This is a genomic window from Pseudomonas monteilii NBRC 103158 = DSM 14164 (assembly GCF_000730605.1).
Classification (GTDB): Bacteria; Pseudomonadota; Gammaproteobacteria; order Pseudomonadales; family Pseudomonadaceae; genus Aquipseudomonas; species Aquipseudomonas monteilii.
Map to the genome: position 1 here is coordinate 197,839 of NZ_BBIS01000017.1, position 19,749 is coordinate 217,587.

Here is a 19,749-nt window from a genome sequence, read left to right on the forward strand (position 1 = left end):
GCTGGGGTCGTGCGCGGCAGCAAACAATGCGAATCACGCCCCGTCCGATTTTCCGACAGCCTCCCTCCAAAGAAAAAGGCCCCCGAAGGGGCCAATGAGAGCGCAGGTCGGACCCTGCCGAATCAACCCCGAGCCAGCTTCAGGCCAGGATCGACCTGTGCCAGTTGGGCATGCGCCCAGCAGCGCACGAGTTGGCCGTTCTCGCCGAGCGGCCGGTCCGCCATCGCCACCGAGTACTCGTCGGTATCGCTGGTGTCGTAGCAGACGACTTTGATCTCGCCGGTGTCGCAGCGGATGGAGTGGATCTGGCCGTCGGTCATATCGACCACGACGACCTGCGGGACAAGACCCAGTTCGCGGGCGGCCGACAGGATGGGGCCATATTCGGCAGCGTCGAAGCAGACGAACGGCCCTTCGTACCGGGCTTCTTCGGCCAGATCCTTGGCTTTGTGGTAGTGGGCACCCTGGTCGTATTCCTCCTGGGTGGTTCTGACCTTGAAGACCGGCATGTTGGGGGTGCCGGAAGCATCGACGCAGGCGACAGCGACTTGCATCTCGATCTCGCCGCCTTCAGCAGGCTCGGTCGGAGGGATGACAGCCTGACTCTCGGGTTCTTCGTCGGCCATACCCATGCGCTCGCGCATCTCGTCGGCGAATGCCTCGGGAGCCATCAGGCCGTAGCGCGCCAGGCGCACGGGGATGTCTTCAGCGTTCAGATTGCCGTCTTCGATGCGCTGCCGCATGAAGGAGGCGATCTCGGTTACCAGGGTGTCACTCTCAGCTTCCGAGGGCTGCTCGGACACATCGATCGACCACTTATCCACTTCCGCGGCGGTCTCGCCGGTCAGCAGACCCTCATCGATGGCGTATTCGCACATGCTGCGCAGCCGTGCCAGCATTTCCGATTCGGCCTCGCCGTTGAGCAGGTAAGTCACGTCCAGCGTGAGGCGAGCACTGACGACTTTGGTCGTTGCTTGGGTATTGGTGTTCATGGAAATCTCCTTGGGATCGAAAAAGCGCAGCCACGCCCACGGAGACCGTGGACGTGGCTGCAAGGTGGGAACAGCGGAAAGCCGGCGGCGTTAGGCCAGCGTTGGCGTGGGGATCAGGCGGCGACCAGTTGCCGGGCCAGTGCGACCTCGACCGAATCACCATCCTGGTTCAGGACGTCCAACCCTGATTCGGGCACGTCGCCCGAGGTGGACTGCGAGACCATGATCTTCTTGGCCATCAGTTCGAGGCAGGTCATCTGCGAGGAGCCGGCGTAGCCAAGGTAGATCACGCGCACGGGTTGCTTCTGCCCGATGCGCCAGGAGCGGCGTGCCGCCTGCTGCAGCGAGTACACGTTGTAGCCCGACTGCATGAACACGATCGTCGGAAACTCCAACAGGTCCAGTCCCGTTTTAACCAGCTCGGGGTTGGTGATGAGCACATCGATGCCACGGTCCAGTTGTTCGGCGATCCAGTCCTCGCGGCGGCTGGCATCCACGCTTGCGCGCAGCACCGCCACCTTGAAGCCTTCCTGCTCCAGCAGCACCTTCAACCGGCTGGTCGTGTCGCGCGTGCCGGTATAGACCGTGTAGGCCAGCACCTTGCGGCCCTGCGCCTTCTCCTCTTTGCAGATGTCGATCAGCTCACGCTCCTTGGGGCTGATCTCGAACTCGTTGAACTGAGCCGGGACGAACGCCAAGGTGTTGCGCGTGCGCGGATGCACCACGGTCTCCGACCGGAAGCAGCAATCTGGCCAGGCCAGTAGCACGTTGAGCACCACACCCAGCAAGGTCGTATCGCGTCGTGCAAGAGCCTGTTTCAGCTCCGCGGTCAGCCGACCCGCCAGATCGCGGTAGGCCGCGGCTTGCGCCGTGTCCATCGCGACTTCGCGGAACTCCTCGTCATACGGCGGCAGGATGTTGCCGCCGATGTCCTTGAGCTTGAGGAAGATCGTGAACGGCAGGATGCAGCGCAAGACGCCCTTGGGGCCGAAGCCCGGGGCCTTGACCGTGCGCACCGATACCTTGGTGCCCTTGGCCGTCTTGTGCGCCGTGCCGGTGCTCTCGGAGTAGATGTCCTTCAAGACCCCGTGATCGCGCATGAACGCCATCGCGGCCGAGGTCATGCTGCCGCTCGTGGTCGGGCGGTAGCCGTCTTCGATCATCCGCCCCGGAAGGGCTCGGAACAGCAGGTAGAACAGGTCGTCCCCGTAGCCGCCCATCAGCGTGCCAGTCAGCAGCAAGGTCTTGCGAGCCTTCGCTGCCAGCACGCCCATGGCCTGGCCTTGGGCACTGCCGCCGTTCTTGTACTCGTGCGCCTCATCGGCGATGAGCAGGTCGAACGTGCCTTGCGGCAGGTAGCGTTTGATGAACTCGGACGGCTGGTAGCCGCCTTCGCCAAAGCCGAACTCCATGTTGGCCATCGCACGTTCCATGCGGGTGGCCTGACGGTCGGAAAACACCAGCTCGCCGTTGCCGTCCATGAGGTTGATGAACTCATGGATGTTGTCGCCGAGCATCGAGGCCAGGAAGCCGTCTCCGAACTTCTGCATCAGCTTCTGCGCGGTGACTGCCCCGATGGTCGGGATGCGCTTCAAGGCTTTCAGCACGGCCGAGGACTGGTCGCTGCCGGACAGGCTGCGTGGGCGGATCAGCGTCCACAGGGGCGCTGCGCAATGGCTGCACTTCCTGCGGTACTCCTCGGCTTCGAGCGCGACCGGGTTGACCGGCTCGCCGTCGAGGTCGGTGATGACCGTGCCGCAGTCCGGGCAGGCCGCCACGTCGCCGTGGCGGGTGCGCCGCTGGGTGAAGACAGGCTTCCAGTGGAACCCCATCCGCATCCTGACGCGCCCCAGGACAAAGAACTCCTGGCCGGTCGGCTGCACACCCAACTGCTCGCGCAGCTTGATGAGCTTGACCAAGGTATCGGGGCCGTTGAGCACCCAGACCTTCGCGCCCGCTACTGTCTCCTGGATCTCGCGCCGCCACTTGTAAACAAGGTGCGGGGGCGAGAGAACCAAGGTCCGGCGGTAGCCTTCGGCGTTGAGCACAGCGGCCGTGGCGATGCCGACGGTCGTCTTGCCGCAGCCCATCTCGCCATTGACGATCGCGGCGCGCTCGCCACGGTCAATCAGCAGCTCCGCGGCGGCGTGGACGACTTCGGCCTGGGCCTGGAACAGCTTGCGCTTGAGGCTGGCGACGATGAGCTGGCGATGTGCTTGCGGTTGGCCGGTATAGACCGGCGGGTTGGCGCTGTTGAGGGCGTCGAGCAGTTCGTCGCCGAACTCGCCGACGAAATCCTGAAGGCTCAGGGTCAGAGGGGAAGATTCCGCGTCGAGCAGTTCGCCCTGTACGGGCGCGGCTTCAGCGGCATTGGTTTCGAGATCGAGGGACATGGTGATGCTCCAAAGAAAAAGGGGCATGCACCACCCCCAGCGGGGCAGTGGCATGCCCCGTGGTGGGAAGTAAATCGACGCGTGGCCGACGGTGGTTGAAGGTGCTGGCCTGGGTGGCCAGCGGCTGAACCGTGCTCAGTCCTCGGACGGCAGAACGATGACGGTGGCGTGGCGCTCCGCGTCGGTAACGATGCGAATGGCCAGCCCCGGATGGATCACGTAGTGCGATGCCAGCGATGCGCCTGATTGAAGCGCGGTGCTGTTGGCCTGCCATTGCTGGACGTTGACGTCGCCCCAGTCGCCACGGGTGTGGCGCCTGAAGTACGGGATCGGGTCGAGGCGACCCGAGCGGACCAGGCGGTCAATGCCTTTGCTGAAGATAAGCGCCCCGATGGGGAACGCCAGGTTCTGACAGTAGGTTTCGATGCGATGTGATGCCATGGGCTCCTCCTTGATGAGTCATTGAGCCACGACACCCCTGCCGGAGTGAAGTGGCTCCGTCAGGAGAATGAGGATGACGATGTGGGGACGTCAGATCAGGTCCCGCTCTTCGGGAAGCTGGATCACCGTGGTCTGGTGGTCCTCGCTGGTCTTGACGATTAGCGCCAGGTCCGGCGTGATCCTGAACTGCGAGATCATCAGGTTGTCCTGTTGGATCGCCACGTCGTTGGCTTGGCGTGTGGCCTCATCGATCTCGCCCCAGTCCCCGCGCACATGGCGCTGGACATAGGCTAAGGGGTCGATCAGGCCTCTTCGGGCCAGCCAATGCACCTTCTCGCTCAACTTCAACGTACTCGGTGCGAACAACGGTTGCTTGTGCGGCGCTGGCCGCTTGAACGGATTCGGGAACATGGTGTTTCTCCTTCGATGTGGTACAGCAGGACGGCAGCGCGTCCGGTGGATCAGCGGATGGTCAACACCTCGCCCCGTGTCGCGGAGCCAGGCGTCATGTCCCACGCGCGGATGACGGGCACAAACTTGTCGGTGAGGATGCGGGTCTCGGCGATGGAGCCGTCTTCGCGTTCGGTGAATTCCCGCTGGAGCGTTTTGTCCTTGTGGGTGTCACCTTTGACGACGAGCACGCGCCCCGTCTGGGAGCGCACAACGCCGGAGATCGCGCCCGCTGCCAAGGCCAGGGCGAGATGCCAGTGGGACAAGGCTCGCGCCGGTGGACGCAGCGACTGCTGCGCGGCCCCCAGGTGCGTGTCCAGCGACGGCCAGAGGCCTTGCAGCCGACCGACCTCATCGGCGAACTGCTCCGGCTCCATCGTCACGCGGAAGAAATGCTCCGGCTCGACCGGACTGGCGGGGACGATGTACGGCAGGAACGGCCATTCGCTCGGCAGTTCCTCGGCTTCGACTTCGCCAAGCCCAACCTGCAGCAGCAAGTTGCGCACGGCCTTGACGCCATCGGGGGCCTGCTCGCGCTGGCGCACCCTTCGGCCAAAGATCACCACCTGCTTGAACTGCGTTTCCACCGCTCGGTAGATCCGCAGATCGGTGTAGTGGCGTGTCAGCCAACCAACCAGCTCCGCGTCGAGCACGTAGCCGGGGACGATGAAGACCAGCATGCCGCCGTACTGCAGCAGCGACAGCGAACGCTGATAGAACAGCTTTTCGAGGCGGGCACGTCCCTGACCTTGATAGCCGATGTTGCCGTTGACGTCCTTGGACAGGTCGCCATACGGCGGGTTGAGCCAGAGCAACCCGAAGGACTGTTTGGAGACCATCGTGTCCATCAGGTCCGCGTGCAGGCAGTGATCGACCAAGCCTCGGGCATGGCGTGCCCGCTCCGCGTCGAACTCGACCGCGAATGCCTTGGCCTGGTCACGCCCGAGGGCATAGGCGGCTTCGGCGATCGCCACGCCTTCGCCGGCGCAGGGATCAAGGATGCACATCGGCCCGTCGCTGGGCATCAGTGCGTTGAGGGCTCTTTCGAGCGTGGGTTCGTCGGTCGGGTAGTACCCGTTCTTGGCGAAATTGCGGGCGAGCCGCGGGAACATGAGGGCCATGGAAGTCTCCTGGTTGGCGGGGATGAAAGACGGAAGCACGCCGAGACGTGCCTCCGAGGGGGTCAAGCCGCTACCGCTTCCGGCGTCCAAATCTTGGTCGGATAGGGATAGGCGGTGAGCGCGTCACTGCGGATCAGGGAGCCCAGCGCCAGGGTCAGCGCCGGCACGTCGATGGCGAGCCGATGGCCTTCCAGCGGCCCGAGGGCGAACGGAAGGCGGGCCAGCATCTCGCGGCTTTGCAGCAGTTCCAGCACGGTCTCGCGCCAGTGGTCGAGTAGCGGCAACGGGCAGGTGTCCCGCACCAGCATCCACAGGCGGTCAAGCCGGTGGGCGCTGTCGCGCGGCAGCAGTGCCAATGCGCTGGCGTTGGCCTTGTCGGGCTTGACGCAGCGCCGGTCGAACAGCCACACGTTGGACAGCGAACCGAACAGCGTTCGCCGGTAGGCGCGGGTCATGCGCTTTTCCAGGCGATCGACGTTGCCGATGAACACCGGGACGCTGCCGCCCTGGTCGGTGATGACGTGGAACTGGTCCAGTCCCTGCTCGTCGCGCCCGAGGGTCAGGCGAGCGAGGAATTGCTGGACGGCGGTGTCGCGTGCCCAGATGGACAGGAAGATCAGGTTGCCCTGGTCATCGCCAACGCAGGCGTCGGCCATCACGTCCGGGCATTCGTCGATGCGGTACAGCGTGGAAGAAGTGTTTGCGGGCATGGTGGTGTCCTCGGATGAGCGGGAACAGCACCGCCCGTCGGGGCAGGTACTGCCCCGGGGGGGGTGGAAGAAAACCGCTCAGTCCGGCTCGAACTGCCGGGTGTGCGGGTTGAAGTGAAGCGCCTCGTCCACCGCGGTGATCGGCGTGAAGCCGTCCAGGTAGATGTTGTTGAGGTACTGGTCGCGATAGGTCAGCGCCTGCCGTGCCTGCTCCTCGGTGAGGCCGTTGTCGATGAAGTACGCCAGCATTTCCTCGTCGGAGGAAACTTCGTCGTTGGACAAACTGCCTTCAACGAGCTTTAACAGCGAGGCGGGGAGCGCAGCCAGGATCGGGTCCATGTTGGTTCCTCCTGGCTCAGGCCAATAGTGCCGCGGCGGGTGCCGTGGCAACCGTGGGTGTACGACGCCGCGCGTGGTAGGCGCGAACGCCTGCACGCCAGTCGGCGGACTGCTCCGGTGCGAGGTCCAGATAGGACAGCGGGCACGAGTAGTAGTATGGGTGCATGGACTCGTCCAGCGGCTTGTAGCCCCACTGGTTGCCGCTGCGCTCCAGAAGATCGCAGCGGATGTAGCGCAGGGACTGGCCCGGCGCGAGATCACGATGCACGCCTTCGGCCCTGGCCGTCACTTCCGCGACGGACCAGAGGACGTTGCCGCGCAGCGTGTGGGCGATGACCTTCACGCTGGCGCGCTCGGTCTCCTGCGGTGCGATCAGTTCGGCGATCAGTTCAGACCGCGATTGGGGAGAGAAATACCAGCCCATGAGAGGCCTCCTGAAGAAGTAGAGCCAGAGGCCTCCCCGTGGGGAAGAACCCCCAGCGGGTGATGGAATGCCGCGTGTGCGGCGATGGAATGCAGTGCGGGCTAGGAACCGCAACCGGCCGGGCAGCAACCCAGCGTGATCCCATGCGAACAGCAGCCGTTTTCAGCGAGCCAGTCCTGGGTTTCCTGCCGTTCGGCAGGTGTTGCGTAGTCCCATTCCTGGGTCGCGATTTCCAGCGCATGAACGCGCTGGCTTTCCGGCAATCGACTGGCTTGCGCGTCGATCTCCGAGCTGAAAAGCGTGACCCAGTGATCCCAGGACAGGCCGCAACCACGTTGGGCATGCTCGGCGGCCGTCTTGCAAACGGCGCGCCACGCGGTTTCGTCCAGCGCGGAACGGGGTGTATCGCAAGTGATGGTGGACATGATGGAGACCTCCAGAAGAAAGCCGAGGCCACCCCCGCATGGGGAAGGAACCCCAGCGGGTGGATGAAGAACACCGCGGATGCGGTGTCTGCAATCACGCAGGTTGCAGTTCGGCCTGGCGGCTCCACTCCTGCGTCTTGAAGTCCAGCGCGTAGCCCAGTTCGCCCAGGCGGGCGATCTGGGCGCGCAGGGCGCGGCGGTCGATGGTCGAATCCAGCTTCACAGACTCGCCCAGCGGCCACAACAGGCCGAACAGCGCGGCGTCGCCATCCTCGGTGCTGCCGGGGGCAGCAGCCGCAGCAGGCGGCGCGTCCACGCCGAAGGGCGTGGTATCGACCAGCGGGTCCGCGGACGTCTGCACGGGTGCAGGTTTGGCGGACCTGGATGCCTTGGCGGGTTTGGCCGGCGTTGTCGCAGGCTGTGTCCCTTGATCTTCATCGAGCGGATCGACTTCCTGCGGGGCGAAGCTATGTGCTTCGGCCTTGCTCAGCTTGTCGATGCCGAAAAGTGTCATACCGTCCAGGTTGGCGCGCATCTCGAAACGCATGCTGCCGTCGCTGATCGGATAGCCTTTGAGGAAGATGTAGCGAAGGACGAACTCCCCTTGATACTTGCCCTCGGGGTATTGCTCCAACTCCGCGTCTTTAATCGTGAATTTTCCGAGTTGGCATTCGAGCTTGCCAACATTGAACTTTCCGTTGCGGCCATGAATGGTGCGCAGCGCGAGCTGGCCCGGGACGATGATGGGAGTGGCCGATTTCTCGGGTGCCGATGTGACTGCCATGATGCTTCTCCTTGAGGAATAGGAAAAAGGCAAGGCCCCGTGAGGGGCCATGCCGGATCAGAACGAAGCAGCCAATGCCGGCTCCTGCTCTTCGACTTCACCTGCGGGCTCGCGCTCGGCGGGCTCGATAGGCTGGTCGGCAGCGGTGTCGGCGGCGTCCTCGGCTTCGGGCGCGGGTGCGTCCTCGGCCTGCGACGCCTCGGCTTGCGCCTGGCTCGTCGGATAGACCTGGGTGCCGTCGATCTTGATCAGACCGATGTGGATCAGCGTCGATTCCAGGCTCGCTCCCGGCTCCCCGGCGCGCTCACCCTTGGTGCGGATGTACGGATCGATCTTCATGTCGTTCAACTTGAAGGCGATCAGCACCTTGCGGTCCCCTTCGATGGCCTGCACGCACCGGCGAACCAGGTGCTCGGCTTCAGGGGTGGCGACGATGGTGTCGAAGTACCGATAGTCCGGTTCACCGACAGGCCCGGCCAGAGCCGCGACGCAGCACGACAGGAACGGATCGCCATCCTTGGGGGTGACGTCCTTCGGACGGCTGAGGTAGCCGATGCCGCGGGTGATCAGCTCGTGCTGCTTGATGGAAGCCAGTTCGGCCCGGTCAAGCGGCTCGGCCTTGAGCAGTCGCGCCTTGAGGGACGCGGCGGCTTCACCCTTGCGCTCGCCCTTGTCGCGGATGTACGCATCGCCCCACAGGTCGCCGAGGCGGAAGCGCACCAGCGGGCGCTGCTTGGGATCGTCAACGCCGATGTAGCGCTGGACGAGGTTCTTGGCCTCGGCACCCGAGACCTTGACGTCGAAGTAGCGGTAGCTGGGGTCCCTGGCGGGGCCGACCAGCGCGGCAACGGTGCATGCCAGGAAAGGCTGCGCACGGCGGCCGCCCCGGACAGGCACTTCACGGACACGCTGGATGTAGCCGATGCCCGAGGTGTGGAGGTCGAAATACGATTTCTCGTTGGACGTGGTGTTCATGGTGAATCTCCATAGGGAAGAAGCGGAGACACACCAGCCCCACGCATGCGGGGAAAGGTGCGTAACCCCGCGGTGGGTCGATAAGGCGAAAGCATCCGCCACCAGAGACTGGTGGCCGCTCGCGGATGGATGCGGTGCGAGCTGGCTCGGTCACGCAGTGGGAACTGCGACGCAACCTTGAAGACCGATGGTTGCTTGGCATGTCGCTGACAACGTCAGCAGGCATGGGGTCAGCATGGCCGGGCCTCGCGCGCGCGACAGCAATCAATCGGCATCCGGGCGCTTCCCATTTTTTCCAGGCTGCCCAGTTCCGCCCAAAAGAAAGCCCCCGAAATGGGGGCTTCAAGGGGTATGCGGACATTTTTGGACTACGCCGATTCCACCGCCGCCAGCGACAGATACGTAGCGGTGGCGGACAGCTCCAGATCATCTGAGCTTTGCAGAATGCGAGTGAAAACGCTGTCTTTCGGGTCGAAGAACTCGCCGAAGTCGTCGCCGCCAAGCTCGGCGCGTGCCAGTTCCCACCAGTCATCGAACGGGTCGGTATCCGGGTTGCAGCCGACGGCATAGGCCAGCAGCTTCACGCGGCCATCGGGGCGGCGCTCTCCGCGCTCGGCGAGGAAGTACACGCCCTGGTCCTTGGCCAGGGCGACGCGGCATTGGTTGGCGATGGCTTCGGCAAGCACGGGGCGCAGGTCGGAGCCTCTGAATCGCAGTGACATGGTTGAAATCTCCTGTATGGATGAAGAAAAAAGCCCTCCACCGAAACGGATGGAAGGCTTGTGGGGCAGTCGCCGGTAGGCTGTGGACTGATCAGTCGTGCCGCTAGGCTTCCTGTCTGGCACGTCAGGCTGGAACCGCCTGACGTTGCCGAAAGGCTTTGGCGTCGATCACGCTCACGTCGATCAGGCGCCAGCGCCCGTCGTCGATGAGCCGCTCCAGCACTTCACCGAGCATGTCGAAATACACCTCGTCGTGCCTATCGACCAACTCACCGTCGCGGTGCAGCTCCACCACGTAGGTGTCGCCGCCACGGTCGTAGAGGATCGTCACCTGACCCTCGAACTTGGTGGTTGAGACCGTGAAGCTGATCGCCGGCGGGGTCTCGATGATCCTGGAGGGCTTGGGATCGACCCAGGCGAAGTCGCGGGCACCTGCATCGACCAGCATGTGGGTGATGCACCGGAACCCGTCGGGCGCGGGCATCTCCTCCAACTGCTCGATGAGTTGGCCCAGCTCCATGCACTGCGGCTCGGGAATGGGCAGCTTGGCGGGTGCTTTGCCAAGGATATGCCTCGTGATGGTGTAAGGCGTGCCATCCGAAGTCTTCTCGGTGACGACTTCCGGGGTGTCCGCGCGAAGCCCGTCGAAACGTCGCCGGGCGTAGGGTTGGACATGGACCTTGGCGCCCTCGCTGGGAACGGTGGTCACCAGGTTGGGATCGAGCACGGCGAACTCGGAAGGCTTGAGCTTGACGACGATGGCATCGTCGGTCGCGGAGACTACCTTGCCGTTGAAGGGCTGAGGGTCAATGGCGAAGCCCAACGTCGAGGACTGCGGCTGATCATCGAATACGCGGTATTTGAACGAACGCACGTTGCGAGGGACATGGCCCGCGACAAGCGAAGGCATCATGGATTTGATGAGGGAACGGTCCATGGGAATCTCCTTGAGGAAGAACAAGGGATTCCCCGCCCGCAAGGGAGAGGTCCCTTGTGGGTGGCGTGAACGGACGGGGTACGTCCATAGGAAGAAACGACCAGCACGGTTTCCCGCACTTGCAGCCTTGAAGGTCTCGGCTGCCAGGGCATGTGTCGGCAACGCCGACGAACATGGAGCAAGGATGGCTCTGGAATGGGCGGCCTGCCTGCAAGAAATCGCACAGCGTCGCACCCGCTTTCCTGCGCTGCGGACAAGAAAAAGCCCCTCGAAAAGGGGCTTGGTTGGGTCAGGCTTCGTACACGAAGTAGTGCTCGCGCTGACGTGGGAAGAAGACATGCTTCCATGTATCGCCGCTGGTGTTGCCACCGTCGAAGACGACCATTTCGTAGTCGTCAATGTCGGTGTCCACCAGGTCGGCGCTGGCGATATGGCGCATGTGCAGCGTGCCGCTCATGCGCTCGAATACCAGGATCTGGCCGATGGCGTCGTCCTGGCCCATGGCATTGACGCAGGCGCCGAGCTGGTGCTCGAAGTCTGGCGTGCGCGAGATGAGGTCGGGGAACATGAGGTTGCTCCTATGAAAATGGACCAGCCCGGCTCCGGGAGGGAGACGGGCCGGTATGGGGGAGAACAAAGAGGAAGGATGTTGCGTCGAGCGGCTGCTAGGATTCGGCCAACGGCAGGCCCAACAGCACGGGTGCGTCGGCGTCGAGAATCAGGATGCGCACGTCGGCCTGGCCAGCCAGTTCAATGACGTTCGCCAGGTCATCCGGCATACCCTTGCTTCGGTGCTCCTGGCGAAGCTGCTCCGCACTGATGCCCTCGGCGTGGTCCAGGTTCTTGTCCGTCCAGGGAGTGGAGATCAGCTTGATGCCGATCGCCGGGCTGTACGGAACCCGGAACGCGATGAACAGGAATGCCTCCGGCGTAGCGAGGTCTGCCAGGTTGGCGAGGTATTGGCCGGTTTCTTGGCTGATGTGTGCGCTGCTGATTTCCCAGCACCGGCTGTAGTAGCCGGTCTCGAAACTCAGGCGCTGTACGACTTCCCGCGCTGCCTCTGCCGAATAGGCGTCGCCGACGTGGATGGGGCGACCGTCGAAGTCGTCGCCATGGATGGCATAGACCACGGCACCGATTACACCTTCGCCGCTGACACCTTCTGCGGTATCGCATTCGGCCAGCACCTCGGCACTCACGGGTTCGGGACCATTCCTGACCACGGCGAAATCGCTGGTGACGATGCACGAGGATGAAATCAGTTCCTCGTCGGAAAAGTGCTTTTGACTCGCGTGGATGATTCGCCAGACATGCGGGCTTCCGTCGTCGTAGCCGATGCACAGCGTGCGGACGATTTTCAGATTCCAGTAGCCGCGGAGAAAGGGATTGGGTTTCTGGGACATGGGAACTCTCCAGATTTGAATATTGGGGCCAATCTCCGCCACCGGGAATTGGACCCGGTTGGTTGAAAGTGGAAAATGCGTCAGTCGGCGCTGATCGTTGGCGTCTGAACCAGCCGTTCGGCGATGCGATGGCGCACATTTAGGCGAAATTGCTCATCGGTGATGCCGGCAAGCAGGTTGGCGGCCTCCAGCGCGATCAACGCTGAGGCCTCTTCGATGTCGGCGGCCAGGATGGTGTTGCGCAGTTGATCGCCGAGTTGAAGCGCCTGCGAGGACGTTCTGAAGACCTGGACCTCACGGCTCAGGTAGCAGCCGTTGCCGCCGAACTCGAATAGCCTTGGCTTGCTGCAATACCAGCAGCCCTCAAACTGGATGGCGGTCAGGTTATGGCCGTCATCGAAGCGGGTAGCGATCAGAAGCAGGGCTTCCAGGTCGGCGCCGTCCTCGAATTGGTGGTGCTCGATCAGGTTCTCCAGCTCCCCGTCCTGGTCAGCACCGAAGTGCGCGGCCAGCCGTTCAAGCAGAGGCGGAATCGACAACTCTTCGTCGTCGGGCATGGGGATGCCGAGTTGTGTGGCCAGGTTTTCCAGACCGTCCAGCACATCTGTCCAGCGTGGATCATTGGTTTCGGCGATCTGGGCGATGTAGGCCTGCCCATTGCCGGGATGGTTTTCGTCGAGCGCGAAAGCACCGAACAGTGCCTTGATGACGGGAGTAACGCGGTTGAGCACGAGAACGCCCGTGCCTTCGTAGTAGTTGTTTGCCATGCTGGCTCCTTTCGAGAAGAGCGGAGCCAGCCCATGCGGACGATGGCGTCCGCAGGGAATAGCCCAAGGCCGTTGGCGTCGGGCGATGGGGAAGAAAAATTGAGGGACATGGCCTTATGGGCGCATGTCCCTCACGGGGGGATCGAGAGGACAGTGGCGTGCCGGAGACCGGCTCACCAACCGCTGTAGTTCACCAGCAGGTCGGCGATGACCTTGCGGCGTTCCAGATCGAGACCGTCGAAGTCCGACAGCCCGTGGAAGCGGCAGCGCTTGAGCATGGCACCGCCCTCGCGCGCGTTGTAGAAGCTGACCATGGCGGACAGGAACATGCGTTCGCCGCTGCTCAGGACGCCGAGGGCATCGTTGAGCCGCAGCATGTCGGGACGCAAATCCCACTTGGTCTTGGCCTGGTTCAGGCCTTCACGGGTGCCGTCGCCGAACCACTCGGGACCAGCAATCTCGACACCGCGCTTCCAGGCCTCGAAGAAGGCTTGGGGCGCGGCAGCGAAATGCTGCTCTTCCCGCATGATCTGATCGACGACTTCCCGCGGCAGTAGCTGGTTCATGACGTGATTTCTCCAGTTGGATCAGGGAATGGCGAGCTGGGACCAGCCGCCTCTTTCGAGGGCGCGTTGAGCCGCGGCATAGCTGCGGAAGTACTCGCGGGATTCCCGCGAAACGGGACCTTCGGTATCGCGCGTGCCGATGTAGTGGCCGGCGGCGCTTTGCAAGACTTCGAGCGGCAGGAACTTGCCGCAGTAGGTCAGGGCCAACTGGCCGAAAGAGGCTTGCTGGGACATGGACGGGCTCCTTGGAAAAGCGGGGCCTTGTCCCTCACGGGATGGCAGCTCCCGCACGCGGTTGATAAAAAGCATCAGCGTCACGGGGACGCTCATCCGCAGAATTGATGCGATGCGGACTGGTGGGTGACGCGGGAGAGACCCGCGGCAGCCTGGAACCCTGGCTGCTGGCATGTGCTGACGAATCAGCGAACATGCAGGCAGCTTCGTGCGAGGGCTGCGCCGCGTCAGTTGGAAAACGGCATTCGGCCCAGCCCCGATTGATGAGCACAGGAAAAGAAAAGCCCCGCATCGAGTACGGGGCTGTCAGGAGGGTGCGGTGGCGCTGGGTCAATCGGGCTTGTCGCCCAGGACATGCTGCTTCCACAGGTCGAATGCCCGCTCGGGCGGAAGCTCGGCGAGGATGACGATGGGCTGGGCCTGCCTGGTGCGCAGCGAAGCGAAGTACGCCTTGCGGTCGGCGATAGCCTTGAGCTTGATGCCTTTGATGAACAGCAGTTTGCCGTCCTTGATGAACAGCACCTTGTTGCCGATGTCGCGGTTGAAGGCGGCTCGCACCTTGCGCTCCGCGTGCATGGCATCGGCCAGTTCATCGACCAGGAAGTCGAGCGTCATGTCGATGTAATGAGGGTCTTCACCCTCCTGGCCTAGATCGAGCGGCGCAGGCGGCAAGCCCTTGGCAAAGGCTTCGGCCTGAGCCAGCAGCGTCGTCTTGCCGTTGAGCGCGCGGAGGAATGTCGAGCCGCCATGCCCGTCGTTGCGGGCCTCGGCGATGGGAGTGCCGTCGAACACGATGGTCGCGGTGAAGCACAGCGTTTCCTCGCTGGCGAAGTCGGCGACCTTGAGGTTCTTCAGCGTGATGCGGTCTTGCTTGGTGATGGTGTCCATGGGAAGTCCTGAAATCGACCGGGTGGCGACATGCCCCTGACGGGACGTGGCGACCATCCCGTGGGTTGGAGAAAGGAGGCATCGATGCCCCGGTGGGCAGCGTTCGCCGGTGAGATGCCGAAGCGAACTGGTGGGTGGCGTGGGCGGAACCCACGGCAGCCTTGACACCCTGGCTGCGGGCTGCTGCCGATACATCGGCAATGCAGGGGGAGAATGGCGCGGCCGGCAGGCTGCGTCGTCGATCAATCCGAAGCGGTCGAGTCCGTCTTGTGCAGGCACTGCACCAGCCGGTTGCCCAGCCAAGCCATGCACGGGACGGCCATGGAGTTGCCAATCGCCTTGTAGCGCGGAGCGTCTGCGGCAGGCTTGCCGCGATACGGGATCAGCGTGTAGTCGTCGGGCATGCCCTGCAGCCGCTCGCACTCCATGGGCATCAGCCGCCGCACCCGCCATTGCGACCAGTCCGCTGCACCGGATTCATTCCAGTCGTAGCGGAAATGTGCCTCGAAGTCGGGGGCCAGGACATGGGGCTTGTCTGCGCCGCCGCCGCTGGTACGCAACGCCGCCGCAACGCTTCCGCCCAGTTCGGCAGCAAGACCCTGCGTCCGTCCCCGCAGGGCAACGCAGGCCACCATCGGCACACCGTAGCCCGGCTTGCCGTTGGACAGGACGGTGCAAGACACCTGTCCATGGCCCGACTCGAAGCGCACTTCGCCGCGGTTGTTCTGCGCGAAGGCGATGGCGGGCACGACGCCTGCGTTCGCATGGCTGTTGCGATGCCCGCCGGCACGCAGCGTCGGCGTCAGGTCGATCGTGGCGTCCGCGCCGCTGCCCTGGGCGGTGAAGGCGATGATCGGCACGCCCTTTCCCGTACCGTCCTCGCTGCTGCCCTTGCCGTTGTTGGCGGTGTCGAGGGTGTGGGCGATGCTGCCGGCGATGGACTGCACCATGAACGTCTCGGTGCGGATGTCGTGCTTGGGACCCGCGGCCATCAGGCATGCCGCAACATCGACGGGGCCAATGCCGCCGCTGAATCCGAACGTCGTCGTGACCTTGCCGTAGGGCTGGTTCAGTCCAGCGAATCCTGCGTATCCGCCTGCTGCTGCAGCACCCGGTCCAGCAGCGCGGGCAGCTTCTTGCCACGGCGCGCGGCCCGCAGAAGAATCCCCGCGCAGGCCTGTGCGCTCAAAAAGTACTTCGGAGGGATCGAGGTCATCACCACCACATGCCACAAGAAACACGCGCTTGCGGCGTTGGGCGACACCGAAATATTGAGCGTCGAGCACGCGCCAGGCGATGCGGCGGCGGGGTCCAGACACACAACCAGCGTGCGCCCATTTTTCCCCTGGCGGCTGGAGCGCACGGCTTTCTCCGGCCAGTGCGCCCAGGAAATGCCCGAAGGCATTGCTGCGGTCGTTGAGGACGCCGGGGACGTTTTCCCAGACGAGCGTTGCCGGCGGGCGGCGGTCTTGGTGGCGGGTTTGGTCGATGGCATTTGCAAGCTCCACATAGGCAAGGGTCAAGGCGCCGCGCGGGTCGTTCAACCCCTGGCGCGCGCCGGCAACGCTGAACGACTGGCACGGCGTGCCGCCGACCAGGATGTCGGGCGCCGGCACGGTGCCGGCGCGCACCTGACGGGCGATCGCGGTCATGTCGCCCAGGTTGGGCACATGGGGGTAACGGTGGGCGAGCACGGCGCTCGGGAACGGCTCGATCTCGGCGAACCACGCGGCTTTGAGGCCGAGGGGTTGCCATGCGAGGCTCACGGCCTCGATGCCGCTGCACACGCTGCCGTACAGCAGTGGCGCGGCCTGGGGCGCACCGCGAAGGGTGCAAGGTTGCGGGTTCATGTCGGGTCTCCTGTTCGTGTGGCCCGGGGCGGGCCGGGACGTTGATAGGCAGGAGAAAGGCGCCGAAGGCCCTGCGGCCTTCGGCTCGGGAGGACAGAACCACCCGTGGGCTGGTGCAGGCCCGGTCGTCGCTAGAACCGTCTGCTCATCAGCAATCACACCCGGCGCATGTCGTGGTTCGCGCCGGCATCGTCTGGCGCACATCCGCGCACAAAGGGAGCCCGTTTTTGCGCCGGCGGGCACCGGCACCGAATACCGCTGACCACGAAGGGTCTCCGGGTGGCTCGCGCAGCTTGGCAAGCCACCGGGGGACCCTTCGCAGAGGCGGGAGAAATGCAGATCAGCAGAACGCGCAGGAGGCGGTTCGCGGAGAAGCTACCTTCAGGTCCCGCGGCCGGGGATGACCAAGCGGGACGCGCACACGGACAAGAAGGCGTTGCGCGCTGGGCGTCCCGCAGGGCGTGCGGAACACAGGCCGCGCCGCCGATGGCGGGCACGGTTCACGGGGAACGGGGTCGGTCAGGAGCCTTTGCGGCCGCTGCGGCGCGGGCGCGAGGCACCACGCTTGGACGTGCCGGATTCGACCGGCAGCGTGCCTTTGCAGTCGGGGTAGCGACTGCACGACCAGAATGGGCCGCTCTTGCCGGTGCGCTGGCGCGTCGGTGCGCCGCACTGTGGGCAAGGCGGTCCGTGGGGAACCTTGATGGACAGGGACGTGCTGCCGTACTGCGCGATCAACTGTGAGATCCATGCAGCCTGCTTGCCGATGAATACGTCCAGCGTGAGCTGTCCAGCTTCGATCATGTCCAGCGCCTGTTCCCAGACGGCGGTTGTCCCTGGGTCGGCAATCGCTGTGGGCACCGCGTCGATCAGGGTGAAGGCCGCATCCGAGGCACGGATGGCGCGGCCCTTCTTCACGAGGTAGCCCCGCGTCAGCAGGCCACTGATGATGTTGGCCCGCGTCGCTTCGGTGCCGATGCCGACCGTATCCTTGAGCTTCTGTTTCAGGCGCGGGTCCGAGACCAGTTTGGCGACGCCCTTCATGGACTTGACCAACTCGCCCTGCGTATAGGGCCGAGGGGGCAGCGTCTTGAGCGCCTTCAGATCGACGTCGGCCACCTGACATGCCAGGCCCTCGCGCAGCGCGGGCAGTACCTGGCTGCGCGCCGCAGGGTCGCCATCCTCCTCGGATTGCGGTTCGGCCAGCACCAGGCGCCACCCCTTGACGACGACCTGCTTGCCGGTGGCCGCCAGCGTCTGCTGGCCGCAGGAGAGGTTCGCCACATTGCGGTCGAACTCGTGGTGAGGAAGGAATTGCGCCAGGTAATGCGCCCGGATCAGCCGATACACTGCCAGTTCCTTCTCACTCATGGTCGAGAGGTTCGCCGGTTCGAGCGTCGGGATGATGCCGTGGTGAGCAGACACCTTCGCGTCGTTCCAGGCGCGTGAGCGTTGAGTGCGGTTGAGCTGGTCCATGATCGGTCGCAGCAAGGGATCGGTCTTGACCAGGCTGTCGAGGACCGTTGGCACCTCGGCGAACATGCTTTCGGGCAGGTAGCCCGAATCGGAGCGCGGGTACGTCGTGGCCTTGTGCGTCTCGTATAGGGCCTGAGCAATGTCTAAGGTCTCCTGCACATCGAGCCCAAGCTGCCTGGAACACACCTCCTGCAAGGTCCCCAGGTCGAACGGCAGCGGCGGGCCTTCCCGCACGCGCTCGGTTTCGACCGCCACCACCTGGGCGCTGTCCGCGGCGCGGATCTGCTGCGCGGCGTGCTGCGCGATGGGCTGCTGCAGGCAGCGGCCGGCGTCGTCGGTGCATGCTTTCGGGGGAACCCACTGCGCGGCGAAAGTCTGGCCACCGGCGGACAGGGACACGTCGATGGCCCAGTACGGCACGGACACGAAGGCGGTGATCTCGCGGTCGCGGTCCACGACCAGTTTGAGCGTGGGGGTCTGGACGCGGCCTACCGACAGCACGCCGTCGTAGCCGGCCTGCCGTCCCAGCACCGTGAACAAGCGGCTGAGGTTCATGCCGACGAGCCAATCCGCCCGAGAGCGCGCCAGCGCCGAGTAGTACATCGGCAGCGTCTCGGCCGATGGCCGGAGCTTGCCGAGTGCCGCGCGGATGGACGCATCGTTGAGCGCCGACAACCACAGCCGTTCGATGGGACCGCGGTAGCCGCACAGGTCGATGATCTCGCGGGCGATCAACTCGCCCTCGCGGTCGGCATCTGTGGCGATGACAAGCTGGGTCGCCTTAGCCAGAAGCGCCTTGACGACTTTGAACTGCGTGGCGGTTTTAGGTTTGACCTCGACCCGCCAGTGCTGAGGAATGATGGGCAACTGCTCCAGCGACCAGCGCTTGAGCGCCGCGTCATAGACCTCGGGGGCTGCCGCTTCGACGAGATGGCCGATGCACCAGGTGACGGTGACGCCGGAACCGTTGAGGCAGCCTTCACCGCGCTGCGTGGCACCGAGAATTCGGCCAATGTCTTTGCCCTGGGAGGGCTTCTCGCACAAGAACAGCCGCATGTCCGTCCATCCCGATTCCCGTTGTTCATGGAGTTGCTGGAATCGAGGATGCCGAGCGCCACCTGGGGTAGCAGCAAACAAGCCGCATGCGCCGGCGACCGCTTTCACGCCGATGGAATGGCTCGGGCGGGGATGGCGCGTGGCCGCAGGTGTGCGGACCAGTAGCCGCGATTTGCGGGAGCGCGTGGAAGTCGATGGACGTTGATGGAGCTATCCCCAGGGGATAGCTTGCGGGGTGCATGGAGGGCGGCGAAGCACTACGGCGGCCGCCCTCCATGCCGGTTCACTTCCTGCGCTTCGCCTCCTTCGGCGCGGTCGATTCCTGGGCAGCCTGTGGCTTCGGTTCTGCCTCCTGCGGCTTCGGACTGAGGGCCACGGACTCGATGCGGTACGGCAGGATGCCGACGCTGCGCGCGTTGATCTGCCAGGTCTCGCGCGGCTGATCTTCGTTGTCCGTCCAAGGCTCGCGCTCCATGCGGCCGATGACCAGCACGCGCATACCTTTCTGGTACAGGTCCTTCCAGTGCTCGGCGTCGCGGTGCCAGATTTCCACCGGCGCCCAGAAGCCGCCGCGGTCCTCGAAGGTGCCATCCTTCTTGGGTACGGGGTTGTCGAAATAGACGTTCAGGCGCAGCAAGCGGCTGGGTTCGTCATTGCCGTTGGGGAATTCGCGGTACTCCGGTGGCGAGCCGATGTTGCCTTCGCCAGAAAAATGCGTGCTCATGGTGTGATCTCCGTGGTGGTTGAAATACCCGTGCCTCGTCGGCGCCGGGCGCGTGCTGGGATGCCCGGCGCA

Annotated in this window: 22 protein-coding genes; all 22 read right to left on the reverse strand. The window is 64.3% G+C overall.

The annotated features are described in order from the left end of the window. Positions 1 to 122: 122 nt before the first annotated feature. Positions 123 to 992: a hypothetical protein gene (locus tag PM2_RS10685; RefSeq protein ID WP_028690957.1), complete on the reverse strand. Its 870-nt coding sequence runs from the start codon at positions 990 to 992 to the stop codon at positions 123 to 125. Positions 993 to 1,105: 113 nt separating this feature from the next. Continuing rightward, a complete protein-coding gene (locus tag PM2_RS10690; RefSeq protein ID WP_028690958.1) occupies positions 1,106 to 3,385 on the reverse strand; it encodes a helicase-related protein in 2,280 nt (759 codons plus the stop codon). A 135-nt stretch (positions 3,386 to 3,520) separates the two neighbouring features. After that, a complete protein-coding gene (locus tag PM2_RS10695; RefSeq protein ID WP_023103916.1) occupies positions 3,521 to 3,826 on the reverse strand; it encodes a hypothetical protein in 306 nt (101 codons plus the stop codon). A 90-nt stretch (positions 3,827 to 3,916) separates the two neighbouring features. Then, positions 3,917 to 4,237, reverse strand: a complete 321-nt coding sequence (locus PM2_RS10700; RefSeq protein ID WP_023103917.1) for a hypothetical protein — start codon at positions 4,235 to 4,237, stop codon at positions 3,917 to 3,919. A 50-nt stretch (positions 4,238 to 4,287) separates the two neighbouring features. Beyond that, positions 4,288 to 5,397, reverse strand: a complete 1,110-nt coding sequence (locus tag PM2_RS10705; protein ID WP_028690959.1) for a DUF6094 domain-containing protein — start codon at positions 5,395 to 5,397, stop codon at positions 4,288 to 4,290. 62 nt (positions 5,398 to 5,459) lie between these two features. Continuing rightward, positions 5,460 to 6,107: a hypothetical protein gene (locus tag PM2_RS10710; RefSeq protein ID WP_023103919.1), complete on the reverse strand. Its 648-nt coding sequence runs from the start codon at positions 6,105 to 6,107 to the stop codon at positions 5,460 to 5,462. A 78-nt stretch (positions 6,108 to 6,185) separates the two neighbouring features. Next, entirely contained in the window at positions 6,186 to 6,446 is a 261-nt protein-coding gene (locus PM2_RS10715) for a hypothetical protein (protein WP_023103920.1), read from the reverse strand. A gap of 16 nt (positions 6,447 to 6,462) precedes the next feature. Continuing rightward, positions 6,463 to 6,870 (reverse strand): hypothetical protein, encoded by a 408-nt coding sequence (locus PM2_RS10720; protein ID WP_023103921.1) that lies wholly within the window; start codon positions 6,868 to 6,870, stop codon positions 6,463 to 6,465. Positions 6,871 to 6,971: 101 nt separating this feature from the next. Further along, positions 6,972 to 7,295, reverse strand: a complete 324-nt coding sequence (locus PM2_RS10725; RefSeq protein ID WP_023103922.1) for a hypothetical protein — start codon at positions 7,293 to 7,295, stop codon at positions 6,972 to 6,974. 94 nt (positions 7,296 to 7,389) lie between these two features. Continuing rightward, a complete protein-coding gene (locus PM2_RS10730; protein ID WP_023103923.1) occupies positions 7,390 to 8,079 on the reverse strand; it encodes a DUF3275 family protein in 690 nt (229 codons plus the stop codon). Positions 8,080 to 8,136: 57 nt separating this feature from the next. Then, positions 8,137 to 9,054 (reverse strand): DUF3577 domain-containing protein, encoded by a 918-nt coding sequence (locus PM2_RS10735; RefSeq protein ID WP_023103924.1) that lies wholly within the window; start codon positions 9,052 to 9,054, stop codon positions 8,137 to 8,139. Between the two features lie 368 nt (positions 9,055 to 9,422). After that, positions 9,423 to 9,776: a DUF3085 domain-containing protein gene (locus tag PM2_RS10740; protein WP_009459699.1), complete on the reverse strand. Its 354-nt coding sequence runs from the start codon at positions 9,774 to 9,776 to the stop codon at positions 9,423 to 9,425. 124 nt (positions 9,777 to 9,900) lie between these two features. After that, positions 9,901 to 10,713: a hypothetical protein gene (locus tag PM2_RS10745; RefSeq protein ID WP_023103925.1), complete on the reverse strand. Its 813-nt coding sequence runs from the start codon at positions 10,711 to 10,713 to the stop codon at positions 9,901 to 9,903. A 289-nt stretch (positions 10,714 to 11,002) separates the two neighbouring features. Further along, a complete protein-coding gene (locus tag PM2_RS10750) occupies positions 11,003 to 11,281 on the reverse strand; it encodes a hypothetical protein (RefSeq protein ID WP_009459701.1) in 279 nt (92 codons plus the stop codon). A gap of 97 nt (positions 11,282 to 11,378) precedes the next feature. Continuing rightward, positions 11,379 to 12,116 (reverse strand): DUF5983 family protein, encoded by a 738-nt coding sequence (locus PM2_RS10755; RefSeq protein ID WP_017512403.1) that lies wholly within the window; start codon positions 12,114 to 12,116, stop codon positions 11,379 to 11,381. Positions 12,117 to 12,196: 80 nt separating this feature from the next. After that, positions 12,197 to 12,883, reverse strand: a complete 687-nt coding sequence (locus tag PM2_RS10760) for a hypothetical protein (RefSeq protein ID WP_017512402.1) — start codon at positions 12,881 to 12,883, stop codon at positions 12,197 to 12,199. 173 nt (positions 12,884 to 13,056) lie between these two features. After that, complete coding sequence (locus tag PM2_RS10765; protein WP_017512401.1) at positions 13,057 to 13,449, reverse strand: hypothetical protein; 393 nt, start codon at positions 13,447 to 13,449, stop codon at positions 13,057 to 13,059. 21 nt (positions 13,450 to 13,470) lie between these two features. Next, positions 13,471 to 13,683, reverse strand: coding sequence for a hypothetical protein (locus PM2_RS10770; protein WP_003290186.1), 213 nt, complete (start codon positions 13,681 to 13,683; stop codon positions 13,471 to 13,473). 330 nt (positions 13,684 to 14,013) lie between these two features. Continuing rightward, a complete protein-coding gene (locus PM2_RS10775; RefSeq protein ID WP_023103929.1) occupies positions 14,014 to 14,571 on the reverse strand; it encodes a hypothetical protein in 558 nt (185 codons plus the stop codon). 242 nt (positions 14,572 to 14,813) lie between these two features. Further along, positions 14,814 to 16,421, reverse strand: a complete 1,608-nt coding sequence (locus PM2_RS10780; protein ID WP_023103930.1) for a DNA cytosine methyltransferase — start codon at positions 16,419 to 16,421, stop codon at positions 14,814 to 14,816. 519 nt (positions 16,422 to 16,940) lie between these two features. Next, complete coding sequence (locus PM2_RS10785; RefSeq protein WP_028690960.1) at positions 16,941 to 18,953, reverse strand: DNA topoisomerase III; 2,013 nt, start codon at positions 18,951 to 18,953, stop codon at positions 16,941 to 16,943. Positions 18,954 to 19,236: 283 nt separating this feature from the next. Then, a complete protein-coding gene (locus tag PM2_RS10790; protein ID WP_028690961.1) occupies positions 19,237 to 19,677 on the reverse strand; it encodes a single-stranded DNA-binding protein in 441 nt (146 codons plus the stop codon). Positions 19,678 to 19,749 lie beyond the last annotated feature (72 nt).